At 66.2% G+C, this 14,399-nt stretch carries 19 protein-coding genes; 6 read left to right on the plus strand and 13 right to left on the minus strand.

All coding sequences use genetic code 11. The features are described from left to right. Positions 1 to 9 precede the first annotated feature (9 nt). The 3 genes from NS4_RS24930 to NS4_RS24945 all read right to left on the minus strand — a co-directional run bounded on the left by NS4_RS24930 (position 10) and on the right by NS4_RS24945 (position 1,592). Complete coding sequence (locus tag NS4_RS24930; protein ID WP_157106220.1) at positions 10 to 414, minus strand: hypothetical protein; 405 nt, start codon at positions 412 to 414, stop codon at positions 10 to 12. Beyond that, a complete protein-coding gene (locus NS4_RS24935; RefSeq protein ID WP_063061934.1) occupies positions 404 to 874 on the minus strand; it encodes a hypothetical protein in 471 nt (156 codons plus the stop codon). Before NS4_RS24935 ends, NS4_RS24930 begins: the two co-directional genes overlap by 11 nt. 481 nt (positions 875 to 1,355) lie before the next feature. Further along, positions 1,356 to 1,592 carry a hypothetical protein gene (locus NS4_RS24945; protein WP_063061936.1) on the minus strand — a complete coding sequence of 79 codons (237 nt, stop codon included), beginning with the start codon at positions 1,590 to 1,592 and terminating at the stop codon, positions 1,356 to 1,358. A 152-nt stretch (positions 1,593 to 1,744) separates the two neighbouring features. On the opposite strand from NS4_RS24945, the gene NS4_RS24950 reads away from it, so the two are divergent. Next, complete coding sequence (locus NS4_RS24950) at positions 1,745 to 3,088, plus strand: helix-turn-helix domain-containing protein (protein WP_157106221.1); 1,344 nt, start codon at positions 1,745 to 1,747, stop codon at positions 3,086 to 3,088. After that, positions 3,078 to 3,734 carry a 2'-5' RNA ligase family protein gene (locus tag NS4_RS31700; RefSeq protein WP_084487689.1) on the plus strand — a complete coding sequence of 219 codons (657 nt, stop codon included), beginning with the start codon at positions 3,078 to 3,080 and terminating at the stop codon, positions 3,732 to 3,734. Before NS4_RS24950 ends, NS4_RS31700 begins: the two co-directional genes overlap by 11 nt. Before the next feature lie 35 nt (positions 3,735 to 3,769). Here the strand turns inward: NS4_RS31700 and NS4_RS24960 are convergent, their stop codons facing one another. From NS4_RS24960 to NS4_RS24970, 3 genes are all read right to left on the minus strand, one after another. After that, positions 3,770 to 4,429, minus strand: coding sequence for a class I SAM-dependent methyltransferase (locus NS4_RS24960; protein WP_084487690.1), 660 nt, complete (start codon positions 4,427 to 4,429; stop codon positions 3,770 to 3,772). A 186-nt stretch (positions 4,430 to 4,615) separates the two neighbouring features. Further along, positions 4,616 to 5,347 carry an MBL fold metallo-hydrolase gene (locus NS4_RS24965; RefSeq protein WP_063061939.1) on the minus strand — a complete coding sequence of 244 codons (732 nt, stop codon included), beginning with the start codon at positions 5,345 to 5,347 and terminating at the stop codon, positions 4,616 to 4,618. Positions 5,348 to 5,449: 102 nt separating this feature from the next. Next, positions 5,450 to 5,827, minus strand: coding sequence for an inorganic diphosphatase (locus tag NS4_RS24970; protein ID WP_218020402.1), 378 nt, complete (start codon positions 5,825 to 5,827; stop codon positions 5,450 to 5,452). A gap of 95 nt (positions 5,828 to 5,922) precedes the next feature. Between NS4_RS24970 and NS4_RS24975 the strand changes: the two genes are divergently transcribed. Further along, a complete protein-coding gene (locus NS4_RS24975; protein WP_218020403.1) occupies positions 5,923 to 6,105 on the plus strand; it encodes a PIN domain-containing protein in 183 nt (60 codons plus the stop codon). Between the two features lie 142 nt (positions 6,106 to 6,247). Here the strand turns inward: NS4_RS24975 and NS4_RS32415 are convergent, their stop codons facing one another. Further along, entirely contained in the window at positions 6,248 to 6,448 is a 201-nt protein-coding gene (locus tag NS4_RS32415) for a hypothetical protein (RefSeq protein WP_157106222.1), read from the minus strand. Positions 6,449 to 6,818: 370 nt separating this feature from the next. On the opposite strand from NS4_RS32415, the gene NS4_RS24980 reads away from it, so the two are divergent. Beyond that, complete coding sequence (locus tag NS4_RS24980) at positions 6,819 to 7,634, plus strand: esterase/lipase family protein (RefSeq protein WP_157106223.1); 816 nt, start codon at positions 6,819 to 6,821, stop codon at positions 7,632 to 7,634. Positions 7,635 to 7,748: 114 nt separating this feature from the next. Here NS4_RS24980 and NS4_RS24985 read toward each other — a convergent pair whose 3' ends face one another. Genes NS4_RS24985 through NS4_RS24995 form a run of 3 tightly spaced genes read right to left on the minus strand, consistent with a single transcriptional unit; the run spans position 7,749 to position 9,150 of the window. Beyond that, entirely contained in the window at positions 7,749 to 8,318 is a 570-nt protein-coding gene (locus tag NS4_RS24985) for a maleylpyruvate isomerase family mycothiol-dependent enzyme (RefSeq protein ID WP_063061941.1), read from the minus strand. Further along, positions 8,318 to 8,794 (minus strand): SRPBCC family protein, encoded by a 477-nt coding sequence (locus NS4_RS24990; RefSeq protein ID WP_063061942.1) that lies wholly within the window; start codon positions 8,792 to 8,794, stop codon positions 8,318 to 8,320. The genes NS4_RS24985 and NS4_RS24990 overlap by 1 nt, the downstream gene beginning before the upstream one ends. Continuing rightward, positions 8,791 to 9,150: an ArsR/SmtB family transcription factor gene (locus tag NS4_RS24995; RefSeq protein ID WP_063061943.1), complete on the minus strand. Its 360-nt coding sequence runs from the start codon at positions 9,148 to 9,150 to the stop codon at positions 8,791 to 8,793. Before NS4_RS24995 ends, NS4_RS24990 begins: the two co-directional genes overlap by 4 nt. 254 nt (positions 9,151 to 9,404) lie before the next feature. Between NS4_RS24995 and NS4_RS32420 the strand changes: the two genes are divergently transcribed. Then, positions 9,405 to 9,566, plus strand: a complete 162-nt coding sequence (locus NS4_RS32420; protein WP_157106224.1) for a hypothetical protein — start codon at positions 9,405 to 9,407, stop codon at positions 9,564 to 9,566. Between the two features lie 93 nt (positions 9,567 to 9,659). Here the strand turns inward: NS4_RS32420 and chsH3 are convergent, their stop codons facing one another. Both chsH3 and kstD read right to left on the minus strand, forming a co-directional pair. Continuing rightward, entirely contained in the window at positions 9,660 to 10,523 is an 864-nt protein-coding gene (gene chsH3, locus NS4_RS25000) for an enoyl-CoA hydratase ChsH3 (RefSeq protein WP_063061944.1), read from the minus strand. 19 nt (positions 10,524 to 10,542) lie between these two features. Further along, positions 10,543 to 12,249: a 3-oxosteroid 1-dehydrogenase gene (kstD, locus tag NS4_RS25005; protein ID WP_063061945.1), complete on the minus strand. Its 1,707-nt coding sequence runs from the start codon at positions 12,247 to 12,249 to the stop codon at positions 10,543 to 10,545. Between the two features lie 103 nt (positions 12,250 to 12,352). On the opposite strand from kstD, the gene NS4_RS25010 reads away from it, so the two are divergent. Next, entirely contained in the window at positions 12,353 to 13,981 is a 1,629-nt protein-coding gene (locus tag NS4_RS25010) for an FAD-binding protein (RefSeq protein WP_063061946.1), read from the plus strand. Between the two features lie 3 nt (positions 13,982 to 13,984). Here the strand turns inward: NS4_RS25010 and NS4_RS32715 are convergent, their stop codons facing one another. After that, positions 13,985 to 14,263, minus strand: coding sequence for a hypothetical protein (locus NS4_RS32715; RefSeq protein ID WP_063061947.1), 279 nt, complete (start codon positions 14,261 to 14,263; stop codon positions 13,985 to 13,987). Positions 14,264 to 14,399 lie beyond the last annotated feature (136 nt).

The raw sequence follows: 14,399 nt of genomic DNA on the forward strand, positions 1-14,399 counted from the left end.
GACGTCGGCTCAATGGCTTCCGAGGTCGATGGTGAGGATCTTGACGACTGGGTGCGGATCACCCCGGTCGCCCTCCGTGGTCGCATTGCAGTACTGGTAGTCGATTCGGCCCGCACCACTGATCTCGTAGTGGATAGTGCGCGAGTAACCCTCCCACTTCGGGCCGTGATGTTTACCGCGAAGCACGGTCGAAGTGCCGACCGCCGGTGGAGTTCCCGGTGTGCATGAGACATGCTCCCAGAACTGCCGGGCCGAAGTGATGCCCACACGGTCGGCCAAGCTGTTCCAGGCGTCGAGGTACTGCCGGTGCACCAGGACGCGGTAGGCGGGTTCCGTGGGTGGTCGTCCGCCGGGCGCGCGGGCGGCTACAAATGGCCGATACGCTCCGGGCTGCGGGTCGCGTTCAGACGTCATCGCTCGGCTGCGGAGCTTCGACCTCGACATAACCGGATTCCCCGACCGGCCCGGTGTGCACGGCTCGCCGCAGTGGATCCCGCATCACCGCGGCGGTGGTCGCCCACGCGTGCAGGACCTCTCGGAGTGGATTGGGATCTTCGGAGGTCACAGTGAGCACTACGGCATTTCGGATCTCGGCGAGCGCTTCGGCTCGATCGTCGGAATCGAATTCCGCCAGCCAGGCCAGTCCGCCCAGTTCCACCGGGGTGGGGACATCGGTTCGCGCGAGTACCGCCTCGGCGGAGAACAGTTGAGTAATGGCGGCGGCGGCCTCCTTGAGCGCGGCGATGCGCTGCGCTTCGAACATCACGAGCACCGATCCGTCGGTGTCGCGTAACGACGCCGACGACCGTTTCGCCTCATCGAGGAACTCGCGGCGCCGGGCCCCAGCTAGATCACTGACCTGGAACATCGTCATGCCATGATAGTAGCGAAATTATGCCATGCCGGTTACCGCTGTTCATAGGATCGGGGGGTGCGGGCCGCGATCGATCACCGTGACCCCCGCCCATGGGCACGGTCGGTCGTGTGGGCCGATTCGACCGTCCACCAGGCGAACGATCTCCCGGCAGCCGCTGCCCGGGCAACCGACCGAGCGGATCACCCCGTTCGGCCGGTAGTCCACGCGCAGGACCATCCGTAACTGCCTGGTTGTGATGGTGGGTCCGCATCCGCAACCGGGCACGGAATCCACCACCCGTACGCCGCTCCACGGACAGATACCCGAGACGTTGCGCTCGTGATCACCGATGTGCCCGTCCACGACCGGTGCCCCTTTGAGGCAGAAAAGAGATTCCGGGCATCGCACCCAGTGCCGCGTATTGTGCGTCCGGTCCAGCAGCTCGGCGGTGACCCACGGGACCGCATGGTCGGCGCATTGCGGCCACACCGCGCCGCGGTCAGCGGGCACGGCCGTGGGTTGCCCGATACCGGGCGATTATCCGATCGATATCGCGCTGCGGGTGGAACTCGCCGGAGCGCTCGGGTGCGCGCAGCCCGGCAGCGACCCGTTCCAGCAGTGCTCGGTCGGTGCAGTGATCAGCGTGCCAGAGCGACCGGGCGATCGCGATGGCCTGATTGCTGATCGGTCCTCTGATCGGTAGGGCCGAACTCGCTTCGTTCGGATGCTCTTTCAAGGGGCTCTCCTCGGACTCGATTCGTCTCGCGTCTTGCCTGTTTCGAGGAAACTCGCAGCCGGGTCGGGGCCGGAAGGTAGCAAGTGGCCGAAAGGCGGGTTGCCATACAAGGCACCGGGCCAGAATGAACCCATGAGCAGGAGGGGAATTCGATGACAGGCCGAAACGTCGCACCGACCGCGGACCGGGTGGCGCTCGCCGATGAGCTGGCGCGGGAGATCAAGAGGCTCCGAACCGAAGCGGGTATGAGCCAGCGAGTACTCGCCGGCAGGATCGGCTACTTCCGGCAATACGTCTCGATGGCGGAATGGGAGGACGCCAATCTGCCGTCGCGAGAACTCGTTGCTGCCGTTGACTCGGAGCTCGCAGCAAATGGTGCTCTCAATGCTTTGCGCGCCCGAGCGGTCGCGGCGAGGAGAGCATCCCGCTCCGAAGCGGGGTATGGGGAGAGTAGTGGCTCGACGGGCATGGGAACGCTCGGAGACCGAGCGGTCGGAGGTGAGTTCCCGGCTGGCGGTCGGAGCAGTGAAGAACTGTTCGATGTTCTGAAAAGGATCCACAGAATCACGGCGGTTGTCGATCGGGAGATCGTGGAACGATTGGCATCCAGGGTCCATGCTGTCATCGAGAACTACGAAGTTCTGGACGGTGCGAAGCTTGTCGATGGCCTGGTGGAGCAGCGGCAGTTGATCGATACGCTGGCAGAAGGGTGTGGTGATATCCGCGAGCGGCGCCGACTGTACGAGATAGCAGCGCAGACCTCAGGACTACTCGGTTTCGTCAACGTGGGTTTCGGTGACTTCGAGCTGTCACGCGCTTATTGCCATGAGGCGTTCCAACTCGGAAAGGTGGTGGAGTCGAGAAGTTTACAGGCTTGGGCACGCGGTATGCAGAGCTACTGTGAGTACTATTCCGGTCGCTATCGCGATGCTTTGCGGTTCGCAGAGGATGGGTTGAACTATGCGGCGCCAGGTCCGCAGCAGGTCCGATTGAAGATCAATGGCGTAGCCAGGGCATTGGGGAAACTGGGCGATCGTCGTGGTGTCGATCGAGTGGTCGAAGAAGCCTACGAGTCGGTAGGCGAGCGCGGTATGGAGAATTACTCGCGTTCGAGTATCTCTATCAGCGGCTACAGCCGCGCTCAGGTAGCCGGTAATGCCGCCACGGCGTATCTTTCGCTCGGCCTACCGGACCAAGTCGAAGCGCACGTGGAGAGGGCCCTTGCCGAGCTGGATCCATCTGAGTGCCCATGGGGGCGTTCCCTGGCGAGAATCGACCTGGCGCGGGCACAGCTCAGTTCTGCCGGAGGCGATCTGGAATACGCGAGCTCGCTGATCATCGAAGCACTCGGAAGTATGCCCGCAGACGCAACAGTTCCGGTACGAGCGCGTGCCACCGAATTCGCGCGGGATTTTGCGGCTCGCGGGGGTTCTCCGTCACAGTTGGCGAGAGTCCGTGAGGCGCTTGCAGCACATCGGAGCACCGATGCCGAATAGCAAGAATGCAGCTGCAACAGATGGGGCGGCCGTCCCCAACCAGTTGAGAAACCACTGGACCAAGCCGTTAGGGTTAGTCGGGTACTACTGGTTTCTGACTTTCGAAGACTCGGCGCCGTTACGCTCCGCGGTCGGCGAGTGTCATAGCCGACTCGCCTTTTCGCAATACGATCCAACGCCACTGGAAAGTCTGCATCTCACCGTCGGCCGTATCGGGAAATCGGGTGAGTTATCTCCCGAACGAATTCATGCGACACAGGCCGGTGCCCGGCGGGAGCTCGGCGAGATGAATCCGTTCGAATTGACTATAGGTGCGCTCCGGCGCGTGCCCGCCGCACTGATCCTCGATGTGAAATCCGCCGGGAATATCGACAAGTTGCGCGCTAAGTTGGGAGCGGGCACTACCGTCGCGGTCTCCGAGTCGGATGCTCCACCGCTGCGGCACCCCCCGCACGTCACCGTTGCCTACAGTAATTCGGACGGCATCGCACCTCTTGAAGTGGATGAGGCGGTAGCAAAGGTCAATCGCCGTTTGCGAATGGTGCGGGTGCAGGTTTCGGAGGTCTCGATGGTGATGCTCCACCGTCGGCGGGCCATGTACTCGTGGGATCTGCTCGAACGAATTCCGCTCGGGAGATCGATCTAGCGTTCGAGCCGAACCGGTCTTTCCGCCGCCCCTGTTCAGACGCGGTCTATCGTTGCCAACCAGGCCGGTGCGCCGTGGTCGTGGAATCGGGTTTCGATGCGGTCCGGCACGACGGCGGCGATACTCCAGCCGTTGGTGGGGGTGAACGCCGCGTTCAGTTCCTCGAGGCCCACCGGATGCGGGCCGAGGTCGGGACCTTCGTCGCTGAAACACAGCACGTACAGCGTCGCGCCGGGATCGGTCACCGATGCCAGGCTCGCGATGTACCGGTGGCGCTCCTGCGCGTCGAAGGCGTGGAACAGCCCGCAGTCGAGCACAGTGTCGAATCTGCGGTCGATACTGTCCAGTTCGAGCGCGTCGGCGGCCACGAATTCGGCGCCGATGCCCCGGGCGGCTGCCTTTTCCCGCGCGGCTTCCAGTGCTGTCTCCGCCACGTCGAAACCGAGCACCGGTAGACCGGATTCGGCGATGTGCAGCGCGTTCTCCCCGGTTCCGCAGCCCGCGTCGAGTACCGACCCGGTGAAACCGCCCTCGGCGGCCACACGCACCACGGCGGGTTGCGGCCGGCCGGTATCCCACGGGGCGGGGCCGTTCAGGTAGGAGGCGTCCCACGGCAGCCCGGTATCGCGCTCGTGGCTGGTGGGTCGTCTGCCGCCGAAGGGATCGTCGGTGCGGTCTCCTTGCTGTCCGGGCAATGCCGTCACCTCCCTGTCCGGGGCCTGGTCACCACATGGTGGCACGACCGGCGGTGAATACCGAGGATCGACCGGCAGCTGTCGGACCCGGTTCGAAATCACGCTCTCTCATCGTGAGGACGAGGGCTGCGTCCGGCCGTGGCCTCGCCGGGTTTCCAGCGGCTCCGCGGAGGACACGGCACGGGCTCATGGTGAATGTCGCTGCGACGGGTCCGGTCGCGGTCGGTGAGCCGACTGCCCGGCCCGCCAGGCATGCAGCGGTTCGGCGGTCAGTACCTCGCCGTGGCCGACGCAGACGGTATCGACATCGAACCCGGCCAGCCGGTGGGCCGCCAGGTCGACGGCGGCGCTGTCGAGGTTGAACACGCCGGGCATGGTGACCCCGCGCACGTTCGCCAGTGTGTCACCGGTGAAGAGCACTCGATGGCGCGGCAGATGCAGTGCGATACTGCCCGCCGTATGGCCCGAAACTTCGACTACTTGCGCGCCGCCGCCGAATTCGAGGATGTCGCCGTCGTACAGCTCCCGGTGGACCGGGGCCGGGCGGGGCGGCGGGCCGGGTTCGAGAGCTTCGGCGATGGGGCGTTCCCAGTCGCGCAGTACCGGCGCCGGTTGCGGACGCTTGCCGCGCACGATATCGGCATCGGCGTGGTGGGCCCAGATCTCGGCACCGTGGGCGGCGAGCTCGGCCGCGGAACCGATGTGATCGTCGTGGGCGTGGGTGAGGACAACCCGCCGCACCGCCGCCGGCGGGAATCCGAGTGCGCCGAGGCCCTCGACGATCGCGGTGAAAGAACCGGGCAGGCCGGTGTCGATCAAGGTGATCTCCCCGGCGTCGTCCCACACGTAGACATTGAGGTCGTTGACCTCGGGGAACCGCAGTGCTGCCAGCCGGGGTGATACGGGCACGATTTCCACGAAGGCGAACCTACCGGCGTGGCGACCACACACGCCGCTTTCTCTGCCCTGAGCAGAGGCAGGAAGCGGGGCACGGGCTCTCGGCCACCGCGTCCGTCTTCGCTATCGCACGATGACGTACCGGCCGTGGTCTTCCTGGAAATCGACCGCGGCCGCGATGACCGTATCGTCGAGGTCAGGGCTTTCCGGTGGGACGACCACCAGTTTGTCGTCATCGTCGTACAGCCGGTGGACGATTGCGATACACCTGCCCCGGGCGGCAGTCAGCGGCTCGTCCGGGCCGAGATAGTAGGCGTCCAATTCCTGACCGTCCGGCGCGAGGGTGCCGGGCACGTAGCCGTAGTTCACCGTGTAGAGGAACCCACAGCGCGGGTGCCGGCTGCCGTACGGGCGGTCGAAGGTGAGATCGACGATCCTGCCGAGGAAGGGTCGGGCCAGGGCGAGCGACACCGAATCATGTTCCGTGCTCCGATCTTTCACCGGGTCACACTAGCGAGTGGGGACGACACCGCCTCGCTATCCGACGGTGGTGATCATCGGCAGCCGATCGAGGGTTTCGCCGAGCAGTGCACCGGGTGCAGCAGCTGCTCACCGAGCGGGGCTGCCATCGCAGCGCAGGCGTGGCCGACCTGATGATCGCGGCTACCGGGGAGGCGAACAGGTTGACGATTCTGCACTACGACCGCGATCTCGAAACAGTTGCCGAGGCGACCGGGCAACCCACCCAGTGGGTGGCGCCGCCGGGAACGATCGGCTGAACTCGGGCTCTTGCTCGGCCACTTGTATGCGGGGCCCTGGATGCTCTGCACGCGAATCTGCATTGCGGCTGATCCGGCACGCCCGGGTCGGGGAGGCGCAGTAGCCCGGCTGGTACCCCGACCGGCCGGGCTGTGGCGGTGTTTATCCGGAAAGGGAGCTGAGCAGGCAGGAGATCTGGCCCAGCGGGTGGATGACACCGGCACAGTCGGCTGTGGCGACGGACTCGGCAGGCACCGCAGTGGGTGCTTCGAGCTGCAGCGGGGCTGCCATTGCGGCTCCGCCGCCGACCAGGGTTGCGGCGCCGATCATGGCGGCGATAAGAGTTCCACGTAAGGCGGTCATTCAAACTCCTCGAATGTCGATCAGTAGCCGTATGAACATATCCGACACTTTTTCGCGCTGCGTAACCGAACTGTGTTGTGCCCGAGTCGGATAACTCACATTTACGCGCGCCTGCGCGATTCGCCGCTACTGGGAATTATCAATGGTCTGTTCGATTCCGGCCTGCACTTGCCGAAACAATTCGAGCGGCTGCAGAGATCGGTTGCGGGGGCGCATGATCTCGGGTTCGCGAACGGAACAGCGTCCGCCGTGCGCCGGCTACCGTCGCGCCTCCACCACCTGCGGGTTCGCTGGATTAGCATTCGATGCCGTCGGCCGGCGCGGTCCGGGTGACAGCGGATCGGTTACTCAGCATCTGGAAAGCAGGTCGATGAAAACTGTGCTCACGCTGGTCGCCCGGCTCGGTGTGGTTCTCGCCTTGCTGGGTTGCGCTTCCGTCGCGGCGCCGGCCGGATTCGTCCGCGCGGATACCGTGCCGGCGAATCCCGTTCTGGTGATCGGCGGTTTCGATGCGGATCGGGGCATTTTGGAAAAACTGCGATCGGAGCTGTCCGATCGCGGCTACACCGCTTATTCCATGGTGTTGCCCGGGATACCCGCCGGGTCCTCGGGATCCGCCGGGATCGCCGAGTCGGCGACCGCCGTCGCCCGTGAGGTCGCCGAGATCCGGCAGGCCGCCGGCGCCCGCCGGGTGGATCTGGTCGGGCATTCCATGGGCGGCCTGGCCCAGCGTCACTATGTGAAGTTCCTGGGGGGACTGAACTCGGTGGGAACCTATGTGGATTTCGGCACCCCGAACTTCGGCCAACCTCTCGGGTACCTGTGCGCTCTCGTGTTCCCCGGATGCCGCGATATCGCACCGGGGTCGGAGTTCCTGCAACAACTGAACGCGCCACCGGCTCTGCCGCCCGGCCTTCCCGCCTATCACCTGTACTCGGAGGACGAAGGGCCGGAACGGGATCACCTGCCGGGGGCCGTCAATGCGAGCGTCCAGCAGTTCTGTCCCGGCCGCCACGTCATACACCGCAACGAACCACAGGACGGGGCCTTCCAGGATCTGATCGATTCCGCCCTGCACGGTGGACCCCTCGTAACTGATTGCCCGCGGCAGTTCTTCCTCAGTTCCGAGCGGTCCCGTCCCGCACCGGTCGGCGATCAGGCCAAACGCGCGCGGTTCTCGGCGTAGTCGAGCACTACATCTCCCAGCACCGGCGTACCCTCCCGTTCGACGGCAGTGGCGCTGCTGATCAACTGCCCCGGCTCCTGCCGGATCCGCGACCGCAGCGGCCGGAACACCGGATCATGACCCGGTCCAGGCAGGGTCCCGGCCGATGAATGCCATCAACCGGTCCTGTGGAGAAGCGTTCGCGGCGACGGGGACGGCGGTGCCGAATTGGCCGCTGTCACGGAGCATCTGTTCCACGGGCTCCATATCGGCCAGGGCGGCCGCGCAACGGCCTTGGCCCAGGTCTGGTTCGCGGCCGAGCGCTTTGGCCAGATCCCAAGAATGCATCCAGATATCCGGGGTGTAGAACTCGTCGATGGCCTCGTCCACCGGGCGTTGCCCGAAGTGCGGGTTGCTCAGAACCCGCCCCGCGGGGTTGTCGAGTATTGCCTGTATATCGGCGACGTGTCGTTTCCACGCGGCCACCGGGTCCGAGGCGACGTCCAGGGGCGGGAGATCGATATCGGCGCCGCCGAGCAGCCCCCGGGACCACTCGATCAGATGCGCGACGATATCCAGAGCCGTCCACTCCGCGACCGGGCTCGGGCGTGACCAGTCGCCGGGGCCGGCGGATTCGACGAGTTCGGTGAACCGGGCCGCGTCGGATGCGTGCCGATCGGCCGGGCCGGTGGGTGCCGCGGCCATCAGGAACGCTCCGCGAGCAGTTCGTCGAGCTTGGTGTAGCCCTCTTCCACCCCGACATTCATCCCGCCGGCCAGCATGCCGTCACGGATTTCGAAACTCTCGACCACGCTCAGAACTCGCAGCCGGGTGCGTCCGCCGGGGAGGCGTTCGAAGGTCACCTTCTCCAGTGCGACGCCGTCGGGTTCGTCCTCGTAGGTGAAGGTCCAGACGATGCGCTCGTCGGGCCGGATCTCGTGGAAGCTGCCGTAGAAAGTGGCGATCTCGACGCCGTCCCGGTCGTTGGCGAAGGCCCAGGCGCCGCCGGTGCGGGCGTCCCAGGCGGTGATCCGGGTGGTGATGTCGCGCGGCCCGATCCATTGCGCGTAGAGCTCGGGGTCGACGTGGGTGCGGAAGACCTGCTCCGGGGTGGCGTCGAACTCCCGGATGATCTCTATGGTCGGGACCTTCTCGTCCGCGATGATCTCGGTGGTGGTCATGATGCGTTCTTCTTTCGGGGGTCGCCTGTATCGGTCATGCGGTTCAGCAGGGCGTCGAGGCGCTGATAGCGCTCCTCGGCCTTCAGCCGGTAGCGCTCGATCCACTTGGTCATCAGGCTGAACACCTCCGCGTTCAGGTGAACGGGCCGGCGCTGGGCCTCCCTGCTCCTGGTGACCAGACCGGCCTCCTCCAGGACTTTCACATGCTTGGAGATCGCCTGAAGACTCATGTCGTACGGTTCGGCCAGCTCGCCCACGGAGGCGTCGGCATCGGCGAGCCGGGCGACGAGGTTGCGCCGGGTCGGGTCGGCCAGTGCCGCGAACACTCGGTTGAGTTGTTCGGTGTCCTCGTCCACAATGGCTCCTCAACTTCTTGGTTGAATAAGACCATAGCGCGGCAGGCAGGATTATTCAACCATCTGGTTGATAAAGGCTCCCGTGTTGACGGCGTCGTCATCAGCGCAACGCATATCAAGTCGCCACTGCCGGGAACGGCGTGCGCGCAGGTCGGCTACCGGCGCCGACCTGAATCGCTGCTATACCGCGCTGATGGCCGACGGGGCTGCCCGGCGTGAGATGACATCCTCGGCAGCGCGAAGTGGATGACTGCGTGCCCGGCGGCGTCCTGGTGGATCGTTCGGTCCGCAGCGGAGTCCGTTATGTGCCCGTCGACCTCCGCTACCCGGCGAGCCTCGTCGAACAGATGGTGGACTCCGGCGTGCCCGACACCGCGGATATCCGCGGCTTGCTCACCCACACGCTGTGTGGGTGAGCAAGCCGGCCTGTCCAGGCGACCGTTCGGCTGTCGGACGAGAATGATCGCTCGCACCGATGAACGTGTCCGGTCGGCTCCTTGGAACAAGGTTCACCGGGCGTAGTCGAGCACCACGTCTCCCAGCACCGGTGCACCGTCCCGTTCGACGGCAGTGGCGCTGATGATCAACTGCCCCGGCTCCTGCCAGATCCGCGACCGCAGCGTCTCCCCGGGGAACAGCACCCCGGCGAACCGCGCCTTGAACCCGGTCACCCGGTCGGCGACGGAGTCCAGCACTGTATCGGTGGCTGTTTTGCAGATGATCCCGTAGGTGCACAGTCCGTGCAGGATCGGCGCCGGGAAACCCGCGCCCTTCGCGAATTCGGGGTCGGAGTGCAGCGGGTTGCGGTCCCCGCAGAGGCGGTAGAGCAGGGCCTGCTGCGGCAGGGTCGCGGTGGTGACGTCGAAATCCGGGTCGCGGCCGGGGAGTTCGGCTTTGTTGCCGGGGCCGCGCTCACCGCCGAACCCGCCTTCGCCGCGGGCGAAGATGGAGGACCGTTCGGTCCACAGCGCTTCGCCGTCGGAATCGGTGACGGTGAACTCCTGCACGATCACCGCATTGGCGCCCTTGTCCCACAGTTCGCTGATCCGGCCGGTGCGGGTCGCTTTACCCGAGGCGGGCAGCGGCCGATGCACCTGCACTTCCTGCGAGCCGTGCACCACCTTGGCCAGGTCGATATCGACGCCGGGGAATTTCACCTTCGGCGGGTCGGTATCGCGCAAGGTGTGGGCGACGGTGGCGAATGTGGGCAGTACCTGAGGTTCCCGGTCGTCGAGGTACCGCAGTTCGGCCGGCTCGGTCCAGCGGTGACCGGCACCGATGCCCAGGTGGTAGAGCTGGACATCGGAGGCGGTCCAGGAGAATTCCTTGCTCGGGAGTTCGGCGCCGAGCGCGACGTTCGGATCGATGGGCATAGAAGTCTCCTCGGATCGATCAGGCCTCGGCCGGTGCCGCGGCCCCGGCCTGTTTGCGGTCGATGATGTCGTGGACCGCGAGGTAGCCGAAGGCGATCGCTGGTCCGATGGTGGCGCCGGGGCCCGCGTAGGTGTGGCCCATCACCGGGGTCGATACATTGCCCGAGGCATACAGACCCTCGATCGGGGTGCCGTCCTCGCGCAGCACCCGCGCAGCGGTATCGGCGACCAGGCCACCCTTGGTGCCGAGATCGCCGGGCACCATCTTGGCCGCGTAGAAGGGACCCTGGACCAGCGCCGCGAGGCACGGGTTCGGTTTGACGGTCGGGTCCCCGTAGTACCGGTCGTACTGGCTGTCACCGCGGCCGTAGTCCTCGTCCTTACCGGTTTCGGCGAACTTGTTGAAGCGTTCCACCGTGGCCGCCAGTCTGTCGGCGGGCACACCGATCTTCTCGGCGAGCTCCCGCAGGGTCGCGGCCTTGACGATGAGGTCGTTCTCCATCCAGCGCGACGGGAACTTCAGGCCCGGCTGCAGGCTGGCGAACATGTACCGGTTGCGGTAGCGCTGGTCGAAGACGAGCCAGGTCGGGATGTTCTCGCCGGGGCCCTCGCCCTGGCCGTATTCACCGCCGTACATGGTGTGCACGGCCTCGACGTAGGGCGCGGACTCGTTGCCGAACCGCTCGCCCTTCGGGTTGATCATGATCGAACCGGGCAGGTTGCGCTCGGACAGCGCGAACCAGGGCTTGCCGCCCTTGAAGATGGTCGGACCCCACCACGCGTCCTCCATGAAGCCGATAGCGGCGCCCGCGTCCATACCGGCGACGATGCCATCACCGGTGTTGGTGGCGGCACCGGTTGTCCACTCAGTGGTAATCGGTTCGCGCTGGTATTTGGCCCGCATCTCGGCGTTGTGTTCGAACCCGCCGCTGCCGAGCACCACGCCGTGGCGTGCGGTGAAGGTGACCGTCTCGCCCTTGTGGGTGGCCTCCACGCCGGTGACCTTGCCGTTCTCGACGACCAGTTTGGTCATGGGGGTGTCGAGCAGCAGCGGCACGTTCGCGTCCATCAGGCCCTTGCGCATACCGGCGATGACCGCCTGGCCCATCACCATCAGATGCTTGTTGGTGAACTTGGCCCAATAGGTACGCGCCCCGACGCGCAGGGCCCGCAGCATGCCTTTCGGATGGCGGCGGATCAGGTTCAGCCGGACGAAGTCGGCCTGGGTGACCGCGACGTTCAGCGGCGCCTTGGAATAGGGCGGATGGATATTGAACCGCTCGTCGCCGAGGATCTTGGCGTTGAACGGCTTCGGCTCACAGGACCGCCCGCCCGCCCGGCCGCCGGGGGCCTCCGGGTAGTAGTCGGAGTAGCCCTTGACCCAGGTCATCTTCAGCGGCGAGTGCGCGAGGACGAAATCCATGGCTTCGGCGCCGCGGTCGATATAGGTATCGATCCGCTCGGCGGGCACCACGTCGCCGATGATGCTGTGCAGGTACCTGCGCGCTTCCTCGCGGTCGTCGGGACCGCCCGATTCGCGCAGGGCCTTGTTACCGGGGATCCACACCCCGCCGCCCGAGCGCGCGGTAGATCCGCCGTAGTACGGCGCCTTCTCCAGGATCACCACACTCAGCCCGTTGTGCGCGGCGGTGAGGGCGGCGGTCATCCCGGCGGCGCCGCTGCCGACCACCACCACATCGTATTCCCGATCGTTCATGTAGAACACGTTATAGAATGATGCCGCTGTTGGTCTATGTTGTCTGGCAGAAGACTTGTTCTGCGGCGTAAACAGCAGGGAAACTCGTTTCAGTTTGTGGTGGAGTTGGTAGATGGCGCACGAATGGGATCTGGCCGCGGACGTGGTGGTCGTCGGGTACGGCGCGGCGGGCGCGGCCACGGCCCTGCAGGCCACCGAGGACGGTGCGCAGGTACTCGTGCTGGACCGTTTCACCGGCGGCGGCGCGACCGCACTCTCCGGCGGCATCATCTACGCCGGTGGGGGCACCTGGGTGCAGCGCGCCGGTGGTGTCGAGGACACCCCGGAGTTCATGCTGGCCTATCTCGAACGTGAGGTCGGGGACGCGGTCTCCCCGGCGACGCTGCGGCGTTTCGTCGACGACAGTCCCGCCATGATCGACTGGCTCACCGGGCACGGGGTGCCGTTCGAGGCGTCGCTGTGCCCCTACAAGACGTCCTATCCCAACAACGACTACTACCTCTATTACTCCGGCAGCGAGATCTCCGGGGCCTTCGCCGATATCACCCCCGCGCAGCGCGGCCACCGGGTCAAAGGCTGGGGGACCTCCGGGAAGAAGTTGTTCGCGCCGCTGGCCGAGTCGGCGCAGCGGAGGGGAGTGCGAGTGGAAACGCTCACCACTGCCACCGCCCTGGTCACCGACGACACCGGCGCGGTCGTGGGAGTCGAATGCCGGAGCCTGCGCGACGCACCTGCCCGCGTCAAGGCGCGCTACGCGCGGCTGGCCGCGATCGCCGCCAAACCCGGTATCTACTACCCGCCGCTGCGCCGGGCGATGGAGCGACAGCTGGCCCGGCTCGACCGCAGGTACGCGACCACACTCCGGGTCCTGGCCCGGCGCGCCGTGGTGCTGACCGCGGGCGGCTTCATCGCCAACCGCGAGATGCTGCACGCCTACGCGCCCGCGTACAAGAACGGACTGGCCCTGGGCAGCTCCGGCGACGACGGCAGCGGGATCGAGCTGGGCCGCAGCGTGGGCGCCGCGACCGACCGGATGGGCAATGTCTCGGCCTGGCGGTTCCTGCTGCCACCGAGTTCATTGGCCGGAGCATTGCTGGTCGATGGGAAAGGGCAGCGGGTCATCGACGAGACCCGCTACGGCGCAGCGGTCGGCGACGCACTGATCAACCGGCACGACGGTATCGGCCTGCTGCTCGCCGACGACGCGCTCATGCGTACCGCCATCTCCCAGATCGGACCACAGGCCGCCTGGTTCCAGCGGATGCAGTTCGAGGTGATGCGCCGGAAGGCCAAGCGCGGGAACACTCTCGACGAGGTCGCCGCCGCCGCGGGTGTCGACCCGGCGGGATTGCGCGAAACCGTCGCCGCGCACAACAGCGCCTACGCGACGGGCGCACCCGACCCGGTGGGCAAACCGGCCGAATACGTCCGCCCCGTCGGCGCCGGCCCGTACTGGATGCTGAACGTCTCGATCGAGCCGAGCCTGACCAATCCGTGCCCGATGTTCACAGTCGGCGGCCTGGTGGTCGACGAGCAGACCGGAGCGGTGCGCGATACGCACGGCGGTGAGATCCGGGGCCTGTACGCGGCGGGCCGGACAGCCGCCGGGATATGCGTGAATTCCTATGTCAGCGGTTTGTCCCTGGCAGATTGCATTTTTTCCGGCCGTCGTGCGGGCCGTAGCGCGGCGGGCGAAGCGTTGTCCGTGGAAGGCGTGTCCGGAGAGCGCACTGTGGGGTAGGGATCAAACACCGGAGGCGCAGCCGATTTCGCGGCCTACGTCGGCGGGGACGCCGTGCCTGTTCACGCAGTCGAGGCCCTCGCCGACATCGATTACGCGCCAGTGCAGGTGCCCGTCCTGCTCGGAGTACTCGAACAGATACATGACCGGGTGGAGAGTGCCCTCCGGTTGAGCCCAGGCCGATGCGAAGGTGTCGCTGCACCGTGCTTGTTCGAGATCGGCCAGGGGGTATCGGGGCATCCCCGTCATTCTCAACGTGGTGATCAGGTACTCGTCGGTCACCTCGGCACAAGGGTAGGCAACCGGCTGCGCGGCAGGTGGTTCCGGGGCCGGAGGCGCGGCCGGCGGTTCGGCCGCCGGCGGTTCGGCTATGGGTGGAGCGGCCGGCGGTTCGGCTACTGGAGGTGCGGCCGGTGGC

The organism is Nocardia sienata NBRC 100364, assembly GCF_001613205.1.
Lineage (GTDB): Bacteria > Actinomycetota > Actinomycetes > Mycobacteriales > Mycobacteriaceae > Nocardia > Nocardia sienata.